Below are 18,331 nucleotides of genomic sequence, written 5' to 3' on the forward strand. Positions count from 1 at the left end.
TATAATCATCACACATGATTTACTGGAAAGGGGTATAATAAACTATAGGTATAAATATTCAACGAAAGGAAGATAAAATGGGCTCAACAGAAGCAGGATGGAAATTTGACAATAGCTATGAAGATTTGCCTGAGTTTTTTTATAGTAAAGTAGAGCCAACACATGTTAAAGATCCAGAAATAAGAGTACTTAATCATGCATTACTCCAAAGCCTTGGCTTAGCAGCAATATCAAAAACTGAAATGCTCGGAGTTTTTTCTGGTAATAAGATGCCGGAAGATACCCAATCTATTTCACAAGCATATGCAGGACATCAATTTGGGAATTTTACGATGCTTGGAGATGGACGAGCTGTATTAATTGGAGAGCAGCTTACCCCAGCAGGTGATAAATTTGACTTACAGTTAAAAGGGGCAGGGAAAACACCCTATTCTAGAGGTGGTGATGGCAGGGCAACCTTAGGCCCGATGTTAAGAGAATATATTATAAGTGAAGCAATGTATCAATTGGGAATACCGACATCACGTAGTTTGGCGGTGGTTACGACTGGTGAAGAGGTTAGACGAGAAGTGGAATTACCTGGTGCGATTTTAACTCGTGTAGCTTCTAGCCATTTGCGTTTTGGTACATTCCAATATGCTGCTGCTTTTGGTGAAGAAGACGACATTAAACAATTAGCCGATTATGCAATTAAACGACATTATCCAACTTTGAAAAGTAAACCTAATCCATACCTTTCTTTAATAAAAGAAGTTGTAAACAGACAAGGGAAATTAATTGCTAAATGGCAGCTTGTCGGTTTTATTCATGGTGTGATGAACACCGATAATATGACAATAAGTGGGGAAACCATTGATTATGGCCCATGTGCCTTTATGGATGAATACGACCCCGCAACTGTTTTTAGTTCCATCGATATTCAAGGTCGTTATGCATATGGCAATCAACCAAATATAGGTGGCTGGAATTTAGCTAGATTTGCGGAAAGCCTATTACCTATATTACACGATGAAGAAGAACGAGCCCTTGAATTAGCACAAGGTGCGATTGAGGAGTTCTCCGATATATTTTATGCCGAATGGATAAAAGGGATGAGAAGAAAGCTAGGGTTATTTAATGAGGAGCAAGAGGATGAAAAATTAATTGAAGAACTCCTACAATTGATGCAGCAATATAATGCGGATTATACGAACACCTTTCGAGCTTTGACTTTTCATCAAACCAACAGTCAGGTATTATTTGAACGGGATGAATTTAAAAAATGGCAAACAAAATGGAAACAAAGACGCGAAAGACAAGCAGAGTCCGAAGAAGAAGTCCTAGACTTAATGAAAAAAAGTAATCCTGCAGTTATTCCTCGAAATCATTTGGTCGAAGAGGCGATTGAAGCGGCTGTCACAAAAGAGGACGATAGTGTAATGAAGAACCTACTTGATATACTCGCTGATCCTTATGCACATACGAAAGAACAAGTGGAGTATGCAGCACTTCCACCAAAGTCAAAGCGACCACAACAAACGTTTTGTGGAACATAAGGATTAGTGCTTCAAAATGGGAGAGGAGTAAAACGATGTATGAATTAAAAACAAGAGAAAATGATCGAGATGTACTTGAATTTATTGAAGCAATTGAGCATGATAGAAAGCGTGAAGATGCATTAAAACTACTCGATATTTTTACAAAAACGACGGGTTATCCTGCAAAAATGTGGGGCACGACTATCATTGGCTTTGGTTCATATCATTATAAATATGCTTCTGGACATGAAGGAGATGCACCACTCGTCGGATTTTCTCCGAGAAAAGCCAAGATTAGTTTGTATTTTGCTACAGGTGCCGAACGAGAGGAATTGTTATCTCGTTTTGGTAAGCATACTTCTGGAAAAGCTTGTGTGTATATTAACAAATTAGCGGATGTAGACGTGGAAGTGTTGAAGGAATTAATTCAACATTCCATTCAATTCTTACGAAAAACTTATCCAGAAGGTTAAACATACATTTGTCGATATTTTGTTGGAGTCATACCTTCATTTTCTAGAAAAAGCTTATTAAAATAACTTGGATTAGGATAACCAGATTTTTCGGCAATTTCTTTAATCGTAAGTTTTCTCTCTTCTAATAATAATTGCTTGCTCCATTGCATACGGCAAAGTGTTACAAAAGCCATTGGAGTCATCTGTGTTACCCGTTTAAACAATCGACAGAAATAATAAGTACTTACTCCAGTTTCCTTTGCCCAGTATTCTAGGTCAAATGGCTCTGGAGCTTTTTCTTGCATTTTTGGTAACAGTGCTTGGATTCTTAAATCTAATTCTTGTTTAGAAGTTGATTCCATAGGTACCGCTATATTAGTAAACGTAGCTAGAAAAGAGTAAGTAATGGTTGATAATTGGATTAGCTGTAAAAAGCTATTATCATCTGCCTCTTGTAATAACTTTTCATGCACCTTCTCCAATTTTGCGATATCTGGTAATCGCCATAGAATAAACCTACCAAAACCAGTCTCTGATAAAAAGCTATGCAACGTACTTCCATAAAAATGTACCCATCTAATACTCCATGGATCCTTTGTACTACTATAATATCTTTGTTCCTGTTGTGGAAAATAAAGAAAAGCATCCCCTCTATGTAAGGTGTATTGCTTCCCTTCTATTTCTAAAAAACCACTTCCAGAAAGAATAAAATGAATACTAAAATTATCTAATGATCCTGCTTCACGATAGACAGCATGGTCTTTCGCCGATTCGTAACATCCGACTGACTCAGGTAGAATCATATATTCATGTTTTTTTAAGGTTGGTAGCAAAACCTGACGGTACATTTTCATACCTCCATAAGGACAATATTTTGTTATTTGATAGCAAAAAGCTTCTATTTTTATTTTAAATTAAATCGATTATAATAACAATAAAGTTATAGGGGAGGTAATTATATGTCGATAAAATGGGGAGTTATAAGCACAGCAAATATCGCACAAAAAGCAGTGATTCCGGGGATTAAGGAATCGGAAACAGGTGAAATCTATGCGATTTCTAGTCGTAACTTAGAAAACGCAAAAGCAATAGCAGAGCAATTAGACATTCCGGTTGCGTACGGAAGCTATGAAGAATTATTAGCAGATTCGAATATTGATGCCATATACATCCCGTTACCAAATCATTTACATAAAGAATGGTCCATTAAAGCGATGGAGGCAGGAAAGCATGTACTCTGTGAGAAACCTGCGGCATTAAATGCAAGGGAAACTCGGGAAATGGTGGAAGCAAGCAAAAAGGCTGAAGTGGTTTTTGCCGAAGCATTTATGTATCGTTATCATCCTAGGTATCAAATGATCCAAGAGTTATTGGCGAAAGGTGAGATTGGAGAAATTCGTGGACTTCATGGAGTTTTTACCTTTAATAGTGCATCTGCGAAAGAAAATGTGCGCTTTAAAAAGGCGTGGGGTGGAGGTTCCTTGTATGATGTTGGGGTTTATCCAATTAGTGCTGCAAGAATGATTCTGAAAGAGGAACCTCAGGCAGCAACCGTTCATGCACTTTTTTCAGAACAACATGATCAGGTTGACATGATGGCATCAGGAATTTTGGAATTCGATCATGGTGTGGCACTTACCTTTGATTGTGGGATGTGGGCAGACTTCCGTAATCGATTAGAAATTCTAGGGACAGAAGGTAAAATTGAGGTGCCATCTGCATTTGTTGTCAATCAAAACGAACAAGATCATTTCTTTGTTCACACGAGTAAAGGCACTAAAGAAGTAGAGGTTCCATATGTTAATCAATACGCATTGCAAGCAGATGCGGTGGGACAAAGTATTCTAAACGGTAAGCCTTTACCATATCCTGCAAGTGATGCCATTTTGAACATGAAGGTGCTTGATGCTTGTTTGACCTCTGCTGAAGAGAGAAGACGTGTAGAGATTAAGGAGGAGGAATAACGTGAATACCATTCAAATTAACGGACTTGATAAGCCGGTCACTACTTTAATTCAAGGCTCCGATTATTTCAAGCCAAGTGTGTATGATAAAGTTTGTCAGGTGTTAGATCGATATGTTGCAATTGGTGGGAATACAATAGATACTGCCCATATTTATTGTGGTGGGGAAAGTGAAATTGCGATTGGTAAATGGCTGAAGGAGCGCAACAATCGTGAGGATATCGTTATTTTAACGAAAGGAGCGCATCATGACCAAAATGGGCCACGTGTTAATCCTGAGGCGATAAAACAAGATCTTTCCGAGAGTCTAGAAAGACTCGGAACAGATTATATTGATTTATATGCACTCCATAGAGATGATCCAGATGTGCCAGTCAGTGTCATCATTGATGCATTAAATGAGCATATCGAAGCTGGCCGAATAAAGGCTATTGGTGGTTCCAACTGGACGACAGAACGAATCCAAGCGGCAAATGATTATGCTAGTTCAAAAGGTTTGATAGGCTTTTCATTTAGTAGCCCAAACCTTAGTCTAGCAAAGGCAAATGAACCATTTTGGAAAGGATGTGTCTCAACAGATAGTGCTGATATAAAATGGCATGAAAAGACACAATTACCTATCCTATCTTGGTCCTCACAAGCTAGAGGATTTTTCACTGGAAGATTCACACCAGAGGATCGTAGTAATGAGGATCTTGTCCGTGTCTTCTATAGTGACGCGAATTGGGATCGTTTAAGACGAGCAGAAAAATTAGCAAAAGAAAAAGGAGTAACAGCAATTCAAATTGCTTTAGCCTATGTCCTGAATCAAAAATTTCCAACATGTGCATTAATTGGTGCACAGAATGAACAAGAACTAGTATCCTGCTTGGAAGGATCAGAAATTGAACTTTCTTCCAATGAAGTAGATTGGTTAGAAAATGGGGAGTAAACAAAAATACAAGCTGACAGCATTTAGTCAGCTTGTATTTTTAAGTCCGCATTTAAAAGTTTGGTAAGATTCAACAAACATCGCAAACTTGTTTATGGTAATAGCTCTAATAATGCATTTATGTTAGCAGATACCCATTTATCTTTATGGTGAGCAGCATAAATAGCAATACTGTCCTCAAATTTTGTCTTTTCATAATGAAGTTTGCCTTGATCGATTTCCTCTTTAACAACAAATTGCGGGAGCATTGATTTTCCTAGACCCAGGAGAACACATTTTTTAATAGCTTCTATACTTGGTAATTCCAATTTATTCTCTGTAGGCTGACTATGGTAAGTTAAATATTCCTCAATGATTGGTCGCCAGCTACAAGTATATTCTGTTACCAGCATGTTTGTCGTTTCTTTTTTGGGAGGATGTATTAAAACTAGTTTTTCGTCAGTCAGTTTGTGAATTTTTAATTCGGATGAGAGCCAGCTGTTCGTTTCCACAAGGAGCGCCACATCGATTTCATTTTGTTTTAATTGATCCGCTAAATCCTCATAGTCGATCGGTTTTACTGTTAAATGGACTTCAGGGTATTGATGCATAAATGCTGTGATAATGTTAGGGAGCCAATAGATTAGTAAGGATTCACTCACCCCAATGGTTAGATCCCCACTCGGTTGATCTGTTTGTCTTATGACTTCCTTCGATTCCGTATATAAACGAATGATATCTAACGCATATGGGAGAAAACGCTCTCCAGTTTGAGTTAATACGATTTTTTTTCCAAGACGATCAAAAAGTGGATAACCAAGCTCCTTCTCCAATTCCTTTATATGTGCGGTTATAGAAGACTGTGCATAACCTAATTGTTCTGCCGCTTTCTTAAAGCCGCCTACATCTATAATTGTACGAAAGGTAATTAGATGACGTAATTCCATTTTTTCACCTCATTATTATCATTTTTTCTGAACTAAATTATCTAAAATATCTATTTTACTGAACATTAAATGTATTATACACTAAATATAAGGAAAAAACGAGATGTTATAGGAAGGATGAGGAATATGAAAGTATTGACTGTTGTCACACATCCGAGAGAGGAATCGTTAACATTTGCAGTTGCTGATAAATTTATGCAAGGCCTAAGAGATGCAGGTCATGAGATAGAAGTGCTTGATTTATATCGAAGTGGATTTAATCCAGTATTAAAGGAGGAGGATGAACCGGATTGGCAAGCAGAACAACAACAGTTCTCATGGGAAGTAGAAAAAGAAATGGAGCGTTTGGAGAAGTATGAGGCATTAGCTTTCATTTTTCCATTGTGGTGGTGGAGTGTGCCTGCCATGTTAAAAGGTTATATTGATAGAGTATGGAATTATCATTTTGCTTACGGTAACCAAAGATTGAAACATCATCATGTGCTTTGGCTTAGTTTAGCAGGGGCACCAATAGAAAGGTTCGAAAAAAGAAAATATGATTCAATGATGAACCATTATTTTAATATAGGCTTGGCAGATTATTGCGGGATACCTAGTTCTCAATTTGAGCTATTCTATGACACGATAAAGGTTAAGTCGGGCTACACAGAGCATTGGTTCCAACGAGCATACAAGCTTGGATATCATTTTGACAGGAATGATAGATCAAAGAAGAACGTTTTAGATAACGAACGTTAACGTTTCGCTAACCGCACGTCCGCTGATGGAAAATTTCCATTTAATAAAAAGAAAGCAAGAAGGGCTATGATACCCTTTCTGCTTTCTTTTTTTAGTAATAAGGTGGATAATACGGCGGAAAAAGAAATGGATACAGTAGCAGGCCACTTAGTAAACCTAATGGATAACGGTATGGTCGAAAACGACGATAATATCTTCTTGGATAATAGCCATAACCGAATTGACGGTCTGTTTCTCCCTCTTCTACATTTTCTGGTATGAGAATCGTTACATTATCATTATCTACTGCTTGGATAATCCCTTCAAATTGTGTTCCATTACTTAATTGTCCCATTACATAATAATCCTTATAACGATCACACAGGTTCTTCATATTACTAGTTTGATAAGCAGGTAATGTTTGATTTTGATAATGCATGATTTTACTCCCCTCTCTTATAATCGCATTTTTGCTTAATTGTTAATTCTCCTATTTAGGATATTCACCTATACCTTTTAATGTGAAAATATCGATTAAGAAAACCTCAGTGTAAAATCAATGTTAAGTTTGTTAATCCTGTATATATTGTTTGTTTGAATTCTGTAAAAAGAACAAAATTGCTGTATTTATATGTTTTAATAGCTTTAGTTTGATATATGGAGCAACTTTAGTAGGCGAGGAGGTTATAAAATTGCAGCATGTTGAAATGAAAAATATAGCAAAGTCCTATGATAAAGAGCATTATGTGTTAAATGGTATTGATTTAGAAATAGAAGAAGGAGAATTTTTTGTTCTTGTAGGACCTTCAGGATCTGGTAAAAGTACATTATTACGAATGATTGCAGGGCTTGAGGAGATATCTGGTGGAATATTAAAAATTAATGATAAAGTAGTGAATCATTTACGCCCAAAGGATCGAAATTTGTCTATGGTATTTCAAAACTATGCTTTATATCCACATTTATCAGTGGAACAAAATATTTTATTTGGCTTGAATGCGAAAAAGGTCAAAAAACAAGAACAGAAAAAAAGATTGACCGAAACAGCTGAAATGATGGGACTAACAGAACTGTTAAAACGAAAGCCCAAACAACTCTCAGGTGGGCAAAGACAGAGAGTTGCTTTGGCTAGGTCTGTTGTAAGTGAAGCACCTCTTTGCTTAATGGATGAGCCTCTATCCAATTTAGATGCAAAGCTTCGAGCACATATGCGCATGGAAATTAGGCGTCTACAAAAGAAACTAGGATTAACGATGATTTATGTCACCCATGATCAGGTCGAGGCAATGACAATGGGAGATCGGATTATGGTCTTAAATGATGGTAAAATCCAACAAGTTGGCGATCCTATCTCTTTATACAATAACCCCGCTAATTTATTTGTTGCTTCTTTCATTGGATCACCAAAAATCAATCTCGGGCAAGCTATGATCAAAGAGGAAGAAATTATTATTGAGGATTGCTTACATATACCGCTTCAAAATGCTGATATAACAAATCTTAAAAAAAGAGATCATCTTACTATAGGAATAAGAGCCGAGCATTTATTCAAAGGAACACCAGAAAACAAGACACATCAATTAGAAATCATCAATGTGGAACATCTCGGAAATGAAACATTACTTACATTTGAAGTTGGGCAACAGTTTTGGACAGCAAAATGGTTAGGGCAATGGCAAGTTACAGCTGGGGATATGGTTCCAGTCCAAATATCTATTGACAATATGCATTTCTTTGATACTCAAACAACTGAATTGGTACAAGCGGCTCCAAATGTAACAAGAGATCAAGGGGTTATTGCCATATGAATGATATAACGGTTCGTACTGAGACAGATTATGCAATAGAATTTAACAAAATAAAAAAGATACACCGAATTCAGTCATTTTTTAAAGGTATCCTGTTTCTTTTACCTTCTATCTTGCTGTTTAGTGTCTTTTTGTTTTATCCAATGATGAAGACCATTTATCTAAGCTTTTTCTTAACTGATAATAGTGGGGCGACGACAGTGTATGTGGGCCTTGATAATTTTAAAGCAATTTTTTCGTCACCCATATTTTTGCAAAGCTTAAAAGTCACATTGCTATTTGTTGTTTATACCGTTCCGGGAACAGTTTTAATCAGTCTTGTACTGGCCATTCTAGCTAATGAAAAATTGAGAGGAATTGGTATCTTTCGCACGATATTTTCTTCCACAATGGGTATTTCTGTTGCAGCAGCTTCTGTCTTCTGGATGTTTCTATTCCATCCTACGATTGGCTGGCTGAATCAAATTTTAGCAACATTAGGTATAGAGGCTATTGGTTGGTTAACAGATCCAGATTGGGCACTTTTGTCTGTTTCTATTTCAACAATATGGATGAACATAGGTTTTACGTTTTTAATTTTGCTAGGTGGACTTCAATCTATTGATTCCTATTTATATGAGAGTGCTGATATTGATGGGGCAAGTTATTTTTACAAGCTTAGAAGAATCACGATTCCAATGCTCTCACCGACATTATTTTTTGTTATTACGGTTTCCTTTATTAATGCTTTCCAGACCTTTGGACAGGTAGATATGTTAACAAGAGGTGGACCACAGAATGAAACAAATGTTATCGTGTATTCCATTTACCAAGAAGCTTTTATGAATTATCAGCATGGTTCTGCAAGTGCTCAGGCGATCGTCTTATTTGTCATTATATTAGTCCTGACTCTTATCCAGTTTAAGCTAGGGGAAAGGAAGGTGCATTACCAATGACCGTACCGATTCACCAAAAGATAATTTTTTATTTATTGCTTACGATTTCAGCTATAGTAATTTTTGCGCCTGCAATTATAGCCTTTTCAATGAGTTTTATGTCAAATCAAGAGATCATGACAGGGACATTAATACCCTCTTCCTTTACATTGGATAATTATGTGCAAGTCTTTGATAGATTTCCCTTATTTCAGTTTTTGCTAAATAGTCTTATTGTTTCATTAGCTATTATGGTAGGACAACTTACTTTATCTAGTTTAGCAGCATATGCATTTGTTTTCTTAGAGTTTAAAGGAAGAGATATTTTGTTCTTTGTTTTCATTGCAACAATGATGGTTCCTTTTGAAGCATCGATCATTCCGAACTTTCAAACAGTTCGGGACATGGGATGGATTAATACATATACAGGTCTTACACTACCATTTTTTGCGATGGCCTTTGGAACATTCTTGTTAAGACAAAGCTTTAAGCAAATTCCTAAAGAATTGAAGGAAGCTAGTGAGATAGCAGGAATTGGTGATTTTAAGTTTTATTTAACTGTTGTTCTACCGATGGCAAGAACGAGTCTTGTTACACTAGGGGTTTATGGCTTTTTAACCTCATGGAATATGTATTTATGGCCATTGCTCGCTACAACCGATGAAACAACAAGAACTGTTCAGATTGGCTTACGACAATTGCAGTCACAGGAGCAATTGAATGAATGGGGCGTTATTATGGCGGGAGCAATTATCGTAGTTCTACCAACATTAATTCTTTTATTCTTAGGACAAAACAAATTACAAAAAGGTCTGGCAGAAGGGGCACTGAAGTAAGTAAAGCTTTATAGTTTTCAAATAATCAAAAATAAAGGAGTGTTTAAAACAAATGAAAAAAATGTGGTTAGCTTTGATGTTATTATTTTTTGCGCTTATCGCAGTAGGCTGTAATTCGAATGATGCCGATGCAAGTGAGGGAGAAGAAACAAGTAATGGATCTAGTGAAGAAGTAGATTCTAGTGAGGAGAAACAAACTGTGACATTTTGGCATGCAATGGGTGGTGCTGCACAGGAAGCCCTTAACAAAATTGTAGATGATTACAATCAATCACAGGACAAAATTCAGGTTAATGCAGAATACCAAGGTACATATGATGAAGCTTTGACCAAATTTCATACAGTGGCAGGTACGGACAGTGCGCCGACAATGATACAGGTTTTTGAAATTGGTACAATGTCGATGATTAACAGTGGACATATCGAGCCTATTCAAAATTATGTAGATAAAGATGATTATGATATGACAGGCTTAGAGGAAAATATAATCAACTATTATAAAATAGAAGATAAATTCTATTCCATGCCGTTTAACTCGTCTACTCCTGTTATGTACTACAATAAGGATGCATTTGAAGCTGCTGGGTTAGACCCTGAAAATCCACCAGCAACTTTTGAAGAGATTGAAGATGCAAGTAGAAAAATTGCAGAGAGCAATCCAGAAATGAAAGGATTTGCCTTACAAGCATATGGATGGTTATTTGAGCAATTATTAGCAAACCAGGGTGCCCTTTTAATGAATAAGGACAATGGCCGCTCTGATACCCCTACTGAAATCGGCTTTACAGAGGAACAAGGGAAGTCAATATTCAATTGGGTAAAAAATATGATTGATGAGGAAACATTTGCTAATTATGGAACGAATGGTGATAACATGGTTTCTGGTTTCTTGGCGGAAGATGTAGCGATGTTTATGCAATCATCTGCAAGTGCTCGTGATGTCATTGATAATGCACCATTTGAAGTAGGGGTTGCCTTTATTCCACATCCAGAGAGCACGGAGCGAGAAGGAGTTGTCATTGGCGGAGCTAGTCTATGGATGGTAGATGGAAAAGAGCAAGCAGAAAAAGATGCAGCATGGGAATTTATGAAGTACTTGCAAACACCAAAAGTTCAAGCAGAATGGCATGTGGGAACAGGGTATTTCGCAATCAATCCAGCTGCATATGAAGAGCAAGTCGTACTTGACGCTTACAAGGAGATGCCACAATTACAAGTAACAGTCGAGCAATTGCAATCTACCAAATCTTCTTTTGCGACACAAGGTGCAATTATGGATATGATTCCAGAAGGTCGTAGAATTGTGGAAACTGCACTTGAAACGGTCTATAATGGTGGAGATGTTGATGAGGCTTATCAAAATACGGTAGAACAATTAAATCAAGCTATTAAAAACGCAAATGCAGCTAGAGGTGAGTAAATATTATATCTTTCCCATCAAAGTGAATATTATTTCGCTTTGATGGATTTTTCTATCAGGAGGGGAAAGAGATGACAAAAATCTATGGTCATCGTGGTAGTAAAGGGGAATACCCAGAGAATACGCTATTAAGCTTTCAAAAAGCATTGAATGATGAGGTAGAAGGCCTAGAATTAGATGTTCATATGACAAGAGATGGAGAAATTGTTGTGATCCATGATGAAACGTTAGATCGCACGACAGATGGTTCAGGATACATTAAAGATTTGGAGCTAGGTTATATTAAAACGGTAAGTGCGGGAAGCAAATTTGACCATTTCGAAAATTACCATATTAGTTGGGATAACGAAAAAGTGCCAACATTGGAGGAAGTTCTACAGCTTATAACTGGCAAAAATATTGAACTGAATATTGAACTGAAAACTTCTATTATCACCTATTCTGGCTTAGAGGAAAAACTCCTATCTATTGTGAATCGTTGGAATAGCGATGCTAAAATCGTTTACTCCTCGTTTCACTTACCAAGCTTAGTAAGATTAAAAAATACAGATCCAAGCGTTAATATTGCTTGGTTACTACATGCTCCTATTTCTAATCCAAAAGACTATATCGAGACATTCGAACTAGAGGCATTACATGTAGAAAAGGATTTGATTCTTTCTAGCTTATATAATCCATTTCATACAGTGAGTGAGTATGTTCGTGTTTGGACTGTGAATGAAGAAGACGAGATGAAAAAATTGATAGATTTAGGAGTGAATTCAATTATTACAGATTATCCACAAAGAGCAGTAAATGTAAGGATTAAATAAGAAAATTGCTCCTATGGGCACAACACTCATGGGGCAATTTTTTATTACAGCTAAAACCGTTCGTAAGTCTTCTACCTCAAGGTTTTAGAAGATCAAAGTTAGGATAAAAATGTTGATTCTTCCTTTCCTTTTGATTTTGTCCACGAAGTATCCTTTCATCCAGTTCCTCTGCACTTTTTTTATTTAATGTAGAGGGGCTGGGACAAAAGAGTAGTAAAGCAGGAATAATCCGAACGTTAATATTTGTGCACTGTAACCGCTCCGTCAAAATACTTCGCTTTCCGTGGGCACGGCCTCAGCTAACTTTGCAAAGGAAACCACTTTGCAAAGTGGATCTTCAGCTCGTGCTGTTCCCACAGGAGTCTCCGTATTTTGACTACGCTCAGTCAGAAGGTTGTTCGGATTTTCCTTCTTCCTATTTAGTTATGTCCCAGCTTTATTGTTCCTGTCTAATTTGATTCATCCAGTGGTGTATTATTGATAAACGCTTGTTACTAGGGTTTTGTTTTAACATCAAGAGTTAAATTACTTTGACTCTCATTCTCAAATGCATCGATTGCTGTTACCTCTATTGTATAGCCTGTGTCCGGTTTAAGGCCTTGAACCGGCAGTAATAGAGGATCAGGTACCGGATTCCTATAATATTCCGAGAAAGCCTCGTACTCTAGAGCAACCTGACCGGTATCTTTTTCTCTAGCGACCACCTTATAAGAATGTACCAACAGATTGTCGTTTGCTTGTGTGAACTTAATTACAACCCGGTCTGAGGAAGCTGGATTTTTCACAGCGGAAATTTCGGCATCTTTTGTAAAATAAGGGGCTTTATGATCTCTCGTTTCAGTGTATTTAAATGTTTGAGGCTTGAAAGGACGCTTGATAACCCAATCTTCACCCACCCATGCATCATTATGAAAATCACGCCGCTTTATCACAACTTTGTTTTTGTACGCTTCCACGATGAGCCCCTGGCTGATCGTTTCATGACCAGGAGGTAATTCCCCTTGCAAGTAACCGGCTTCTGTCCACATATATTTAACCGAGGAAGTACCGACAGACGTAAAGTTTTCTTGGTGGATTGTTCTAGGATCATCCAAAGGGTAATGGGTATGACCAGAAAAATTTATGCTTTGTGGGTATTTTTTCAAAGTGTTATAGAGAAGATCCCGGTTAGTAACAGTTCCCCATTCACTTCCAAAGACAGTTTCTGTGAGGGGCTGATGCAGGAAGACAAAAATTGGTTTTCTTGGATCGTCCTTTTCTGCTTCGTTCAATTGTTTGTCTAGCCACTGAATCTGTTCTTTGGAGTAATAACCTTCCGTGACCCCGTTTTCCGGGCCCAGCCATATGAAGTGATAATCTTTGATGACTTTGTGCCCATATATCGCACCCATTCCAGTTTCGTCGAGAAATCGCTTTTGGGCATCTTCTATTGAGAGTCCGTTCCAATAATCATGGTTCCCAATTGTGAAGAGGGAAACGGCTTGAGGATTTTTTTTCTCATTATAAATCGAAAAAAAACGTTCATATTCCTCCTTTAATCCGTAATCAGTTAAGTCCCCTACAACTACAAAGGCATCTTGATGGGGGGCATGTTCATTAAGTTGATTCAGAGCGGTTTCAAACTTTGGTAGGTCCTCCATCCCGTTTTTTTCTATATGTACATCGCTGATGACAGGGAAAATGACCTCTGGCCTTTGTCCTTTGTTCATATTTTGCTGATCTGTTTCTTGAGCAGAAAAAGCCGTGAGAGGAAATTGAAAAACAACAAAGACCAGTAAAGAAACCGTAAAACAGACTATTTTCGTTTTTAGGCTAAATCGATTCATGCATATGTTCCCTCCAATTTTTAGTATTGGTCACTAGTATAATGGAAGAGTTTTAAGCCCGCATGAATAGCTCGTAAAAATTGAGTTAAGCATCGGCTACTTCATTTAAAAGAAGACAGATTGAGGAAAAAATTAAGGGAGTCATAAGTCGTTATGTGCAATCATCAGTGGGGATAAGAAAACCCCACTGATGGAAGTGAAACTTTTAATTTTGTTGATGCTATTGCTCATTGTATTCTTCTATTACTTGTGCGCCTCCTGCTTCTTTCCATTCTTCGATTGCCTGATCAAATCCCTCATTATCAATTTGGCCCAAGAAATATTGATAAGTCGCATCTGTTATTATTTGTGTTAAGGTTTCTGATTTGGATGCCCAGGTCGCAGATTCTAGTGCCGCGGTTGGGTCATGCACTAAATAATCATTGTTATCTTTATATAATTCTTCAGCCTTTGCACGTGGTTCATATTCAAAATAACCAATATAACGGCCATTGGTATCTGGTTCACCAATTTCTAATGAAGTATATGGTAATATTTGTCGATTAAACGTATCTCTATTTTCTTCAATTACTTTTCCTTTTCCATCGACAACCTCATAATGCTCGCCTTCCACTCCCCATAATAAGAGATTTGCCCCTTCAGGTGTCATGAGATAATCGAAGAAGGATAAAATGCCTTTGAGCTCTTCTTCTGTTTCAACTGCTGCTTTAGGAAAGATCAGCATACTGCCATAGCCAGGAATTGATCTTGTTCGATATTCACCATCTGGCCCTTCAATATAGTTGTGAACATCTAAAACTACATCTGGATTGATTGCAAGGGCATCTTGATACATGCTTTCCACATCACCCATTGTTCCAATATACACACCAGCAGTTCCATTCTTTAGTAGTTCTTGTTGATCTGTTTTACTTGTTACTGGTGCATCTTTATTTATATAACCATTATCAAATAAACTTTTAAAATAGTCCATTGCTTCTCTATATTCAGGGAACATAAATTGTGGTAATAACTGCCCATCCTTTTCTCCCCAATTATTTGGAGCACCATGCCATGTAGCAAAATTTTCAAAGGTACCTAATATCTCACGGTCTGTTAACCCGATTGTGTCGTCCTTTCCATTTCCGTCAGGATCATCCTCTGTAAATGCTCTCATCATTTCATATAATTCCTCCAAATTGGTTGGAGTACCAAGCCCTAGATTATCGGCCCAATCCTTACGATAGATTAATCCTTGGCGGGATAATGGTCTGCCAGCATACAAAGTATAGATTTTACCATCTACGGCTGTGTTTTTAAGGATATCTTTATTCAACTTTGATAAATTCGGATAATCATCTAAATATGGCCCAATTTCCCAATATTGATCGTCACGGATAGCAGCTTTTTGCTGGTCTAATGTCACATCTTTTAATAAAAAGACATCAGGAAGGTTATTTGTAGCAATAGCAGTATTTAAATTTTCTGCATAATTGTTATCTGGTACCCATCTAATATCTAGCTGGGTATTCGTTTCTTTTTCTATTAATTCTTCCAAACGTTTGTCAGGTACTTCCGGAACGTGCAGATTTAACATGATTGAAATTTCTTGTGGTCCAGAGTCACTATTTCCACCCTTATTATTTGAAGCGCTTTCATTATTGCTGCAACCTAATAACAAAAATCCGATTAAAACAAGGTAACATGGGATAAGTACTTTTGACCAATTTTTCAATATTTCTCCGCCCCTTTATAACTATTTTAAGAGAATACATCACAAGTCAGAATTGCGCGATCGACCTGTGAAAGAAAATAAACCATTTTTTCGTATCATGCCCCCTTTCTAATAGAATGAAAACGTTGTTATTAAATGATACACTGCTGTAAAGCAAAAAACAAGCCTCTTTTTTAGGAAGAGTTAATGCTTTGTTAGTAATTCCATGACTATGCTATAATAGTAAAGAATATTTCCACGAATAAAAATTTATTCCTAGTTTCCTCGGTAAATCATCAACCTACGTACATAAATAATTCAAACGAAGAGAGGAATGTGTAGAGCTTGGGCGTATTATGGTCAAAATTCTCTGAAGTTATCTTATCTGTTTTACCGATAACTGTGATTGTACTCATATTGAACTTCACTTTAACTTCTCTTGATATTTCTCTTATAATCCGTTTTCTGATTGGCGCTGTATTTATTATTATTGGTCTTTCCATTTTTTTATTTGGGGTTGATATTGGTATTACACCTATAGGTACATTAATGGGGAAAACGGTTGCTAAATCGAATAAATTATGGATTGTTATTGGTGCTGGAATCTTTTTAGGATTTTTTATTTCCATAGCAGAGCCTGATCTACACATTTTGGCTGGCCAAGTAGAGACGGTAACATCAGGAGTGATTTCAAAATTCATTATCGTGGTTGTTGTGTCCCTCGGGATTGCAGTGTTATTAGCAACTGGACTTGTACGAATTGTTTATAGCTTCCCCTTATATAAGCTTTTAACGATTCTTTATGGATTAGTATTTATTATTGCTTTATTTGCTTCTAGAGAATTTTTAGCAATCTCATTCGATGCTTCTGGTGCTACAACGGGTGCCTTGACTGTGCCGTTTATCTTAGCACTTTCTTTAGGGATATCTGTACTGAAGAAGGATAGTAAGGCGTCAGAAAAAGATAGCTTTGGGCTTGTGGCTATCGCCTCGATTGGCGCGATTATTACTGTTATGCTGATGAGTATTTTTTCTGGTGCAGAAGAATTAAAAGGTAGTACAGAACAGGATCATACGATTTCGAACTCGATCATTGGACCGTTTTTAACGGAATTTGGTCATATAGCACAAGAGGTATTAATTGCTTTGCTGCCTATTATAGTCATATTTTTAGTATTTCAAAAAATTTCATTCAAATTATCAAGAAAGAGTTTTCGAAAGGTGATCAAAGGTCTTGTTTTTACATTTATTGGATTAGTTTTATTTTTAGTTGGTGTAAATGCAGGATTTATGGATTTAGGTATGGAATTAGGATATAGTATTGCCTTATTGGACAATAAGGTTTATATTGTGGTCATAGGCCTTATTCTTGGTATTGTTACGATTTTAGCAGAGCCAGCTGTATATGTTTTAACAAATCAAATAGAAGATGTTACTAGTGGTTATGTAAACAGAAAAGTTGTATTAATCACTTTAGCAATTGGTGTTGGTATTGCCATTGCTTTATCGATGTTAAGAATATTGATCCCAGAACTACAGCTCTGGCATTATTTATTACCTGGATACTTACTCGCCATTATTTTGACTTATCTTACACCAAAATTATTCGTTGGGATAGCCTTTGATTCTGGTGGGGTTGCTTCAGGGCCAATGACAGCAACTTTTATTCTAGCCTTTACACAAGGGGTTGCTGATGCTGTGGAAGGGGCGGATGTTATTGTTGATGGATTTGGTATGATAGCTATGGTAGCATTGACTCCATTAATTACGCTACAGATTCTAGGGCTCATTTTTAAGGCTAAGTCTAGAAAGGGAGGTTTATCCTAATATGATGAATGAAAGCACCACACCTCACTTCGAATTAATGTATGTCATTGTGAAGTATGGTTTAGGAAGCAAAGTGATCAAAGAGGCCAAAAAATGTGGCGTATCAGGTGGAACAATTGTGCTTGGAAAAGGTACCATTCATCATAAAATATTGAACCTATTAGCTATATCGGATGTTCGAAAAGAAGTAGTTCTAATGATTTCGAATAAACATATTTCTGAAATAGTATTAAAGCATTTGAACAAAGTATTTGAGTTTGATAAACCAAATCATGGTATAGCTTTTACTACTTTAATCACGACTTTGCTCGGAACTAGAAGCTGTCAAATCAATGGTACAGAAGAAAGAGGTGACAGAAAGTCCATGTTTCAAAACATTATGGTTATCGTGGATAAAGGAGTAGCAGAGGATGTCATTAGTGTAGCGGAGTCTGCTGGTTCTAAGGGTGGTACAATTATTAATGCAAGAGGATCAGGAATTCATGAGACAAGTAAATTATTTGCGATGAACATTGAACCTGAAAAAGAAATAGTGATGATTTTATCGGAGGAAAAAGCAACAAATGGGATTGTCGATAAAATTAGAAAAGATTTAAAAATAGACGAACCTGGAAATGGAATTATCTTTGTACAGGATGTAAATGCAACTTATGGTATATACAAATAGAAAAATAGGGTATCAGGA

17 protein-coding genes are annotated in these 18,331 nt (G+C 36.9%); 12 read left to right on the forward strand and 5 right to left on the reverse strand.

The window, feature by feature from the left end; translation table 11 throughout:
* The first annotated feature begins 77 nt into the window (after positions 1-77).
* Both ACZ5N5_RS10210 and ACZ5N5_RS10215 read left to right on the forward strand, forming a co-directional pair.
* Positions 78-1,535 (forward strand): protein adenylyltransferase SelO, encoded by a 1,458-nt coding sequence (locus tag ACZ5N5_RS10210; RefSeq protein WP_464372431.1) that lies wholly within the window; start codon positions 78-80, stop codon positions 1,533-1,535.
* A gap of 35 nt (positions 1,536-1,570) precedes the next feature.
* Positions 1,571-1,990, forward strand: coding sequence for a DUF1801 domain-containing protein (locus tag ACZ5N5_RS10215; protein WP_109985634.1), 420 nt, complete (start codon positions 1,571-1,573; stop codon positions 1,988-1,990).
* Here the strand turns inward: ACZ5N5_RS10215 and ACZ5N5_RS10220 are convergent.
* Positions 1,987-2,820, reverse strand: a complete 834-nt coding sequence (locus tag ACZ5N5_RS10220; protein WP_109985633.1) for an AraC family transcriptional regulator — start codon at positions 2,818-2,820, stop codon at positions 1,987-1,989. The two genes, ACZ5N5_RS10215 and ACZ5N5_RS10220, sit on opposite strands and share 4 nt — an antisense overlap.
* Positions 2,821-2,931: 111 nt before the next feature.
* Between ACZ5N5_RS10220 and ACZ5N5_RS10225 the strand changes: the two genes are divergently transcribed.
* A complete protein-coding gene (locus tag ACZ5N5_RS10225) occupies positions 2,932-3,936 on the forward strand; it encodes a Gfo/Idh/MocA family protein (RefSeq protein WP_054789040.1) in 1,005 nt (334 codons plus the stop codon).
* Position 3,937: 1 nt separating this feature from the next.
* On the forward strand, positions 3,938-4,867 hold the full coding sequence (locus ACZ5N5_RS10230; RefSeq protein WP_464372432.1) for an aldo/keto reductase: 930 nt from the start codon (positions 3,938-3,940) through the stop codon (positions 4,865-4,867).
* Positions 4,868-4,959: 92 nt separating this feature from the next.
* On the opposite strand, the gene ACZ5N5_RS10235 is transcribed toward ACZ5N5_RS10230, so the two are convergent.
* The gene (locus tag ACZ5N5_RS10235) at positions 4,960-5,793 is read right to left on the reverse strand and encodes a LysR family transcriptional regulator (protein ID WP_464372433.1); all 834 of its coding nucleotides are present in this window, start codon (positions 5,791-5,793) and stop codon (positions 4,960-4,962) included.
* A gap of 126 nt (positions 5,794-5,919) precedes the next feature.
* Here ACZ5N5_RS10235 and ACZ5N5_RS10240 point away from each other — a divergent pair, with 126 nt between their 5' ends.
* The gene (locus ACZ5N5_RS10240) at positions 5,920-6,531 is read left to right on the forward strand and encodes an NAD(P)H oxidoreductase (protein ID WP_277678994.1); all 612 of its coding nucleotides are present in this window, start codon (positions 5,920-5,922) and stop codon (positions 6,529-6,531) included.
* 91 nt (positions 6,532-6,622) lie between these two features.
* Here the strand turns inward: ACZ5N5_RS10240 and ACZ5N5_RS10245 are convergent, their stop codons facing one another.
* On the reverse strand, positions 6,623-6,949 hold the full coding sequence (locus tag ACZ5N5_RS10245) for a hypothetical protein (RefSeq protein WP_054789041.1): 327 nt from the start codon (positions 6,947-6,949) through the stop codon (positions 6,623-6,625).
* Between the two features lie 253 nt (positions 6,950-7,202).
* Between ACZ5N5_RS10245 and ACZ5N5_RS10250 the strand changes: the two genes are divergently transcribed.
* The 5 genes from ACZ5N5_RS10250 to ACZ5N5_RS10270 all read left to right on the forward strand — a co-directional run bounded on the left by ACZ5N5_RS10250 (position 7,203) and on the right by ACZ5N5_RS10270 (position 12,300).
* Complete coding sequence (locus tag ACZ5N5_RS10250; RefSeq protein ID WP_277678996.1) at positions 7,203-8,318, forward strand: ABC transporter ATP-binding protein; 1,116 nt, start codon at positions 7,203-7,205, stop codon at positions 8,316-8,318.
* Complete coding sequence (locus ACZ5N5_RS10255; protein WP_109985628.1) at positions 8,315-9,253, forward strand: carbohydrate ABC transporter permease; 939 nt, start codon at positions 8,315-8,317, stop codon at positions 9,251-9,253. Before ACZ5N5_RS10250 ends, ACZ5N5_RS10255 begins: the two co-directional genes overlap by 4 nt.
* Complete coding sequence (locus ACZ5N5_RS10260) at positions 9,250-10,068, forward strand: carbohydrate ABC transporter permease (RefSeq protein ID WP_277678998.1); 819 nt, start codon at positions 9,250-9,252, stop codon at positions 10,066-10,068. Before ACZ5N5_RS10255 ends, ACZ5N5_RS10260 begins: the two co-directional genes overlap by 4 nt.
* Positions 10,069-10,120: 52 nt before the next feature.
* A complete protein-coding gene (locus tag ACZ5N5_RS10265; RefSeq protein ID WP_464368313.1) occupies positions 10,121-11,488 on the forward strand; it encodes an ABC transporter substrate-binding protein in 1,368 nt (455 codons plus the stop codon).
* 71 nt (positions 11,489-11,559) lie between these two features.
* Positions 11,560-12,300 carry a glycerophosphodiester phosphodiesterase gene (locus ACZ5N5_RS10270; protein WP_464372434.1) on the forward strand — a complete coding sequence of 247 codons (741 nt, stop codon included), beginning with the start codon at positions 11,560-11,562 and terminating at the stop codon, positions 12,298-12,300.
* Between the two features lie 494 nt (positions 12,301-12,794).
* Here ACZ5N5_RS10270 and ACZ5N5_RS10275 read toward each other — a convergent pair whose 3' ends face one another.
* Together ACZ5N5_RS10275 and ACZ5N5_RS10280 are read right to left on the reverse strand one after the other, a co-directional pair.
* The gene (locus ACZ5N5_RS10275; protein WP_464372435.1) at positions 12,795-14,126 is read right to left on the reverse strand and encodes a metallophosphoesterase family protein; all 1,332 of its coding nucleotides are present in this window, start codon (positions 14,124-14,126) and stop codon (positions 12,795-12,797) included.
* A 220-nt stretch (positions 14,127-14,346) separates the two neighbouring features.
* The gene (locus tag ACZ5N5_RS10280) at positions 14,347-15,840 is read right to left on the reverse strand and encodes an extracellular solute-binding protein (RefSeq protein WP_054787265.1); all 1,494 of its coding nucleotides are present in this window, start codon (positions 15,838-15,840) and stop codon (positions 14,347-14,349) included.
* A gap of 324 nt (positions 15,841-16,164) precedes the next feature.
* On the opposite strand from ACZ5N5_RS10280, the gene ACZ5N5_RS10285 reads away from it, so the two are divergent.
* Entirely contained in the window at positions 16,165-17,646 is a 1,482-nt protein-coding gene (locus ACZ5N5_RS10285) for a DUF1538 domain-containing protein (protein WP_464368309.1), read from the forward strand.
* A 1-nt stretch (position 17,647) separates the two neighbouring features.
* Positions 17,648-18,313 (forward strand): P-II family nitrogen regulator, encoded by a 666-nt coding sequence (locus ACZ5N5_RS10290; protein ID WP_054787266.1) that lies wholly within the window; start codon positions 17,648-17,650, stop codon positions 18,311-18,313.
* Positions 18,314-18,331: the final 18 nt, after the last annotated feature.

It is taken from the genome of Gracilibacillus sp. JCM 18966 (assembly GCF_055392695.1).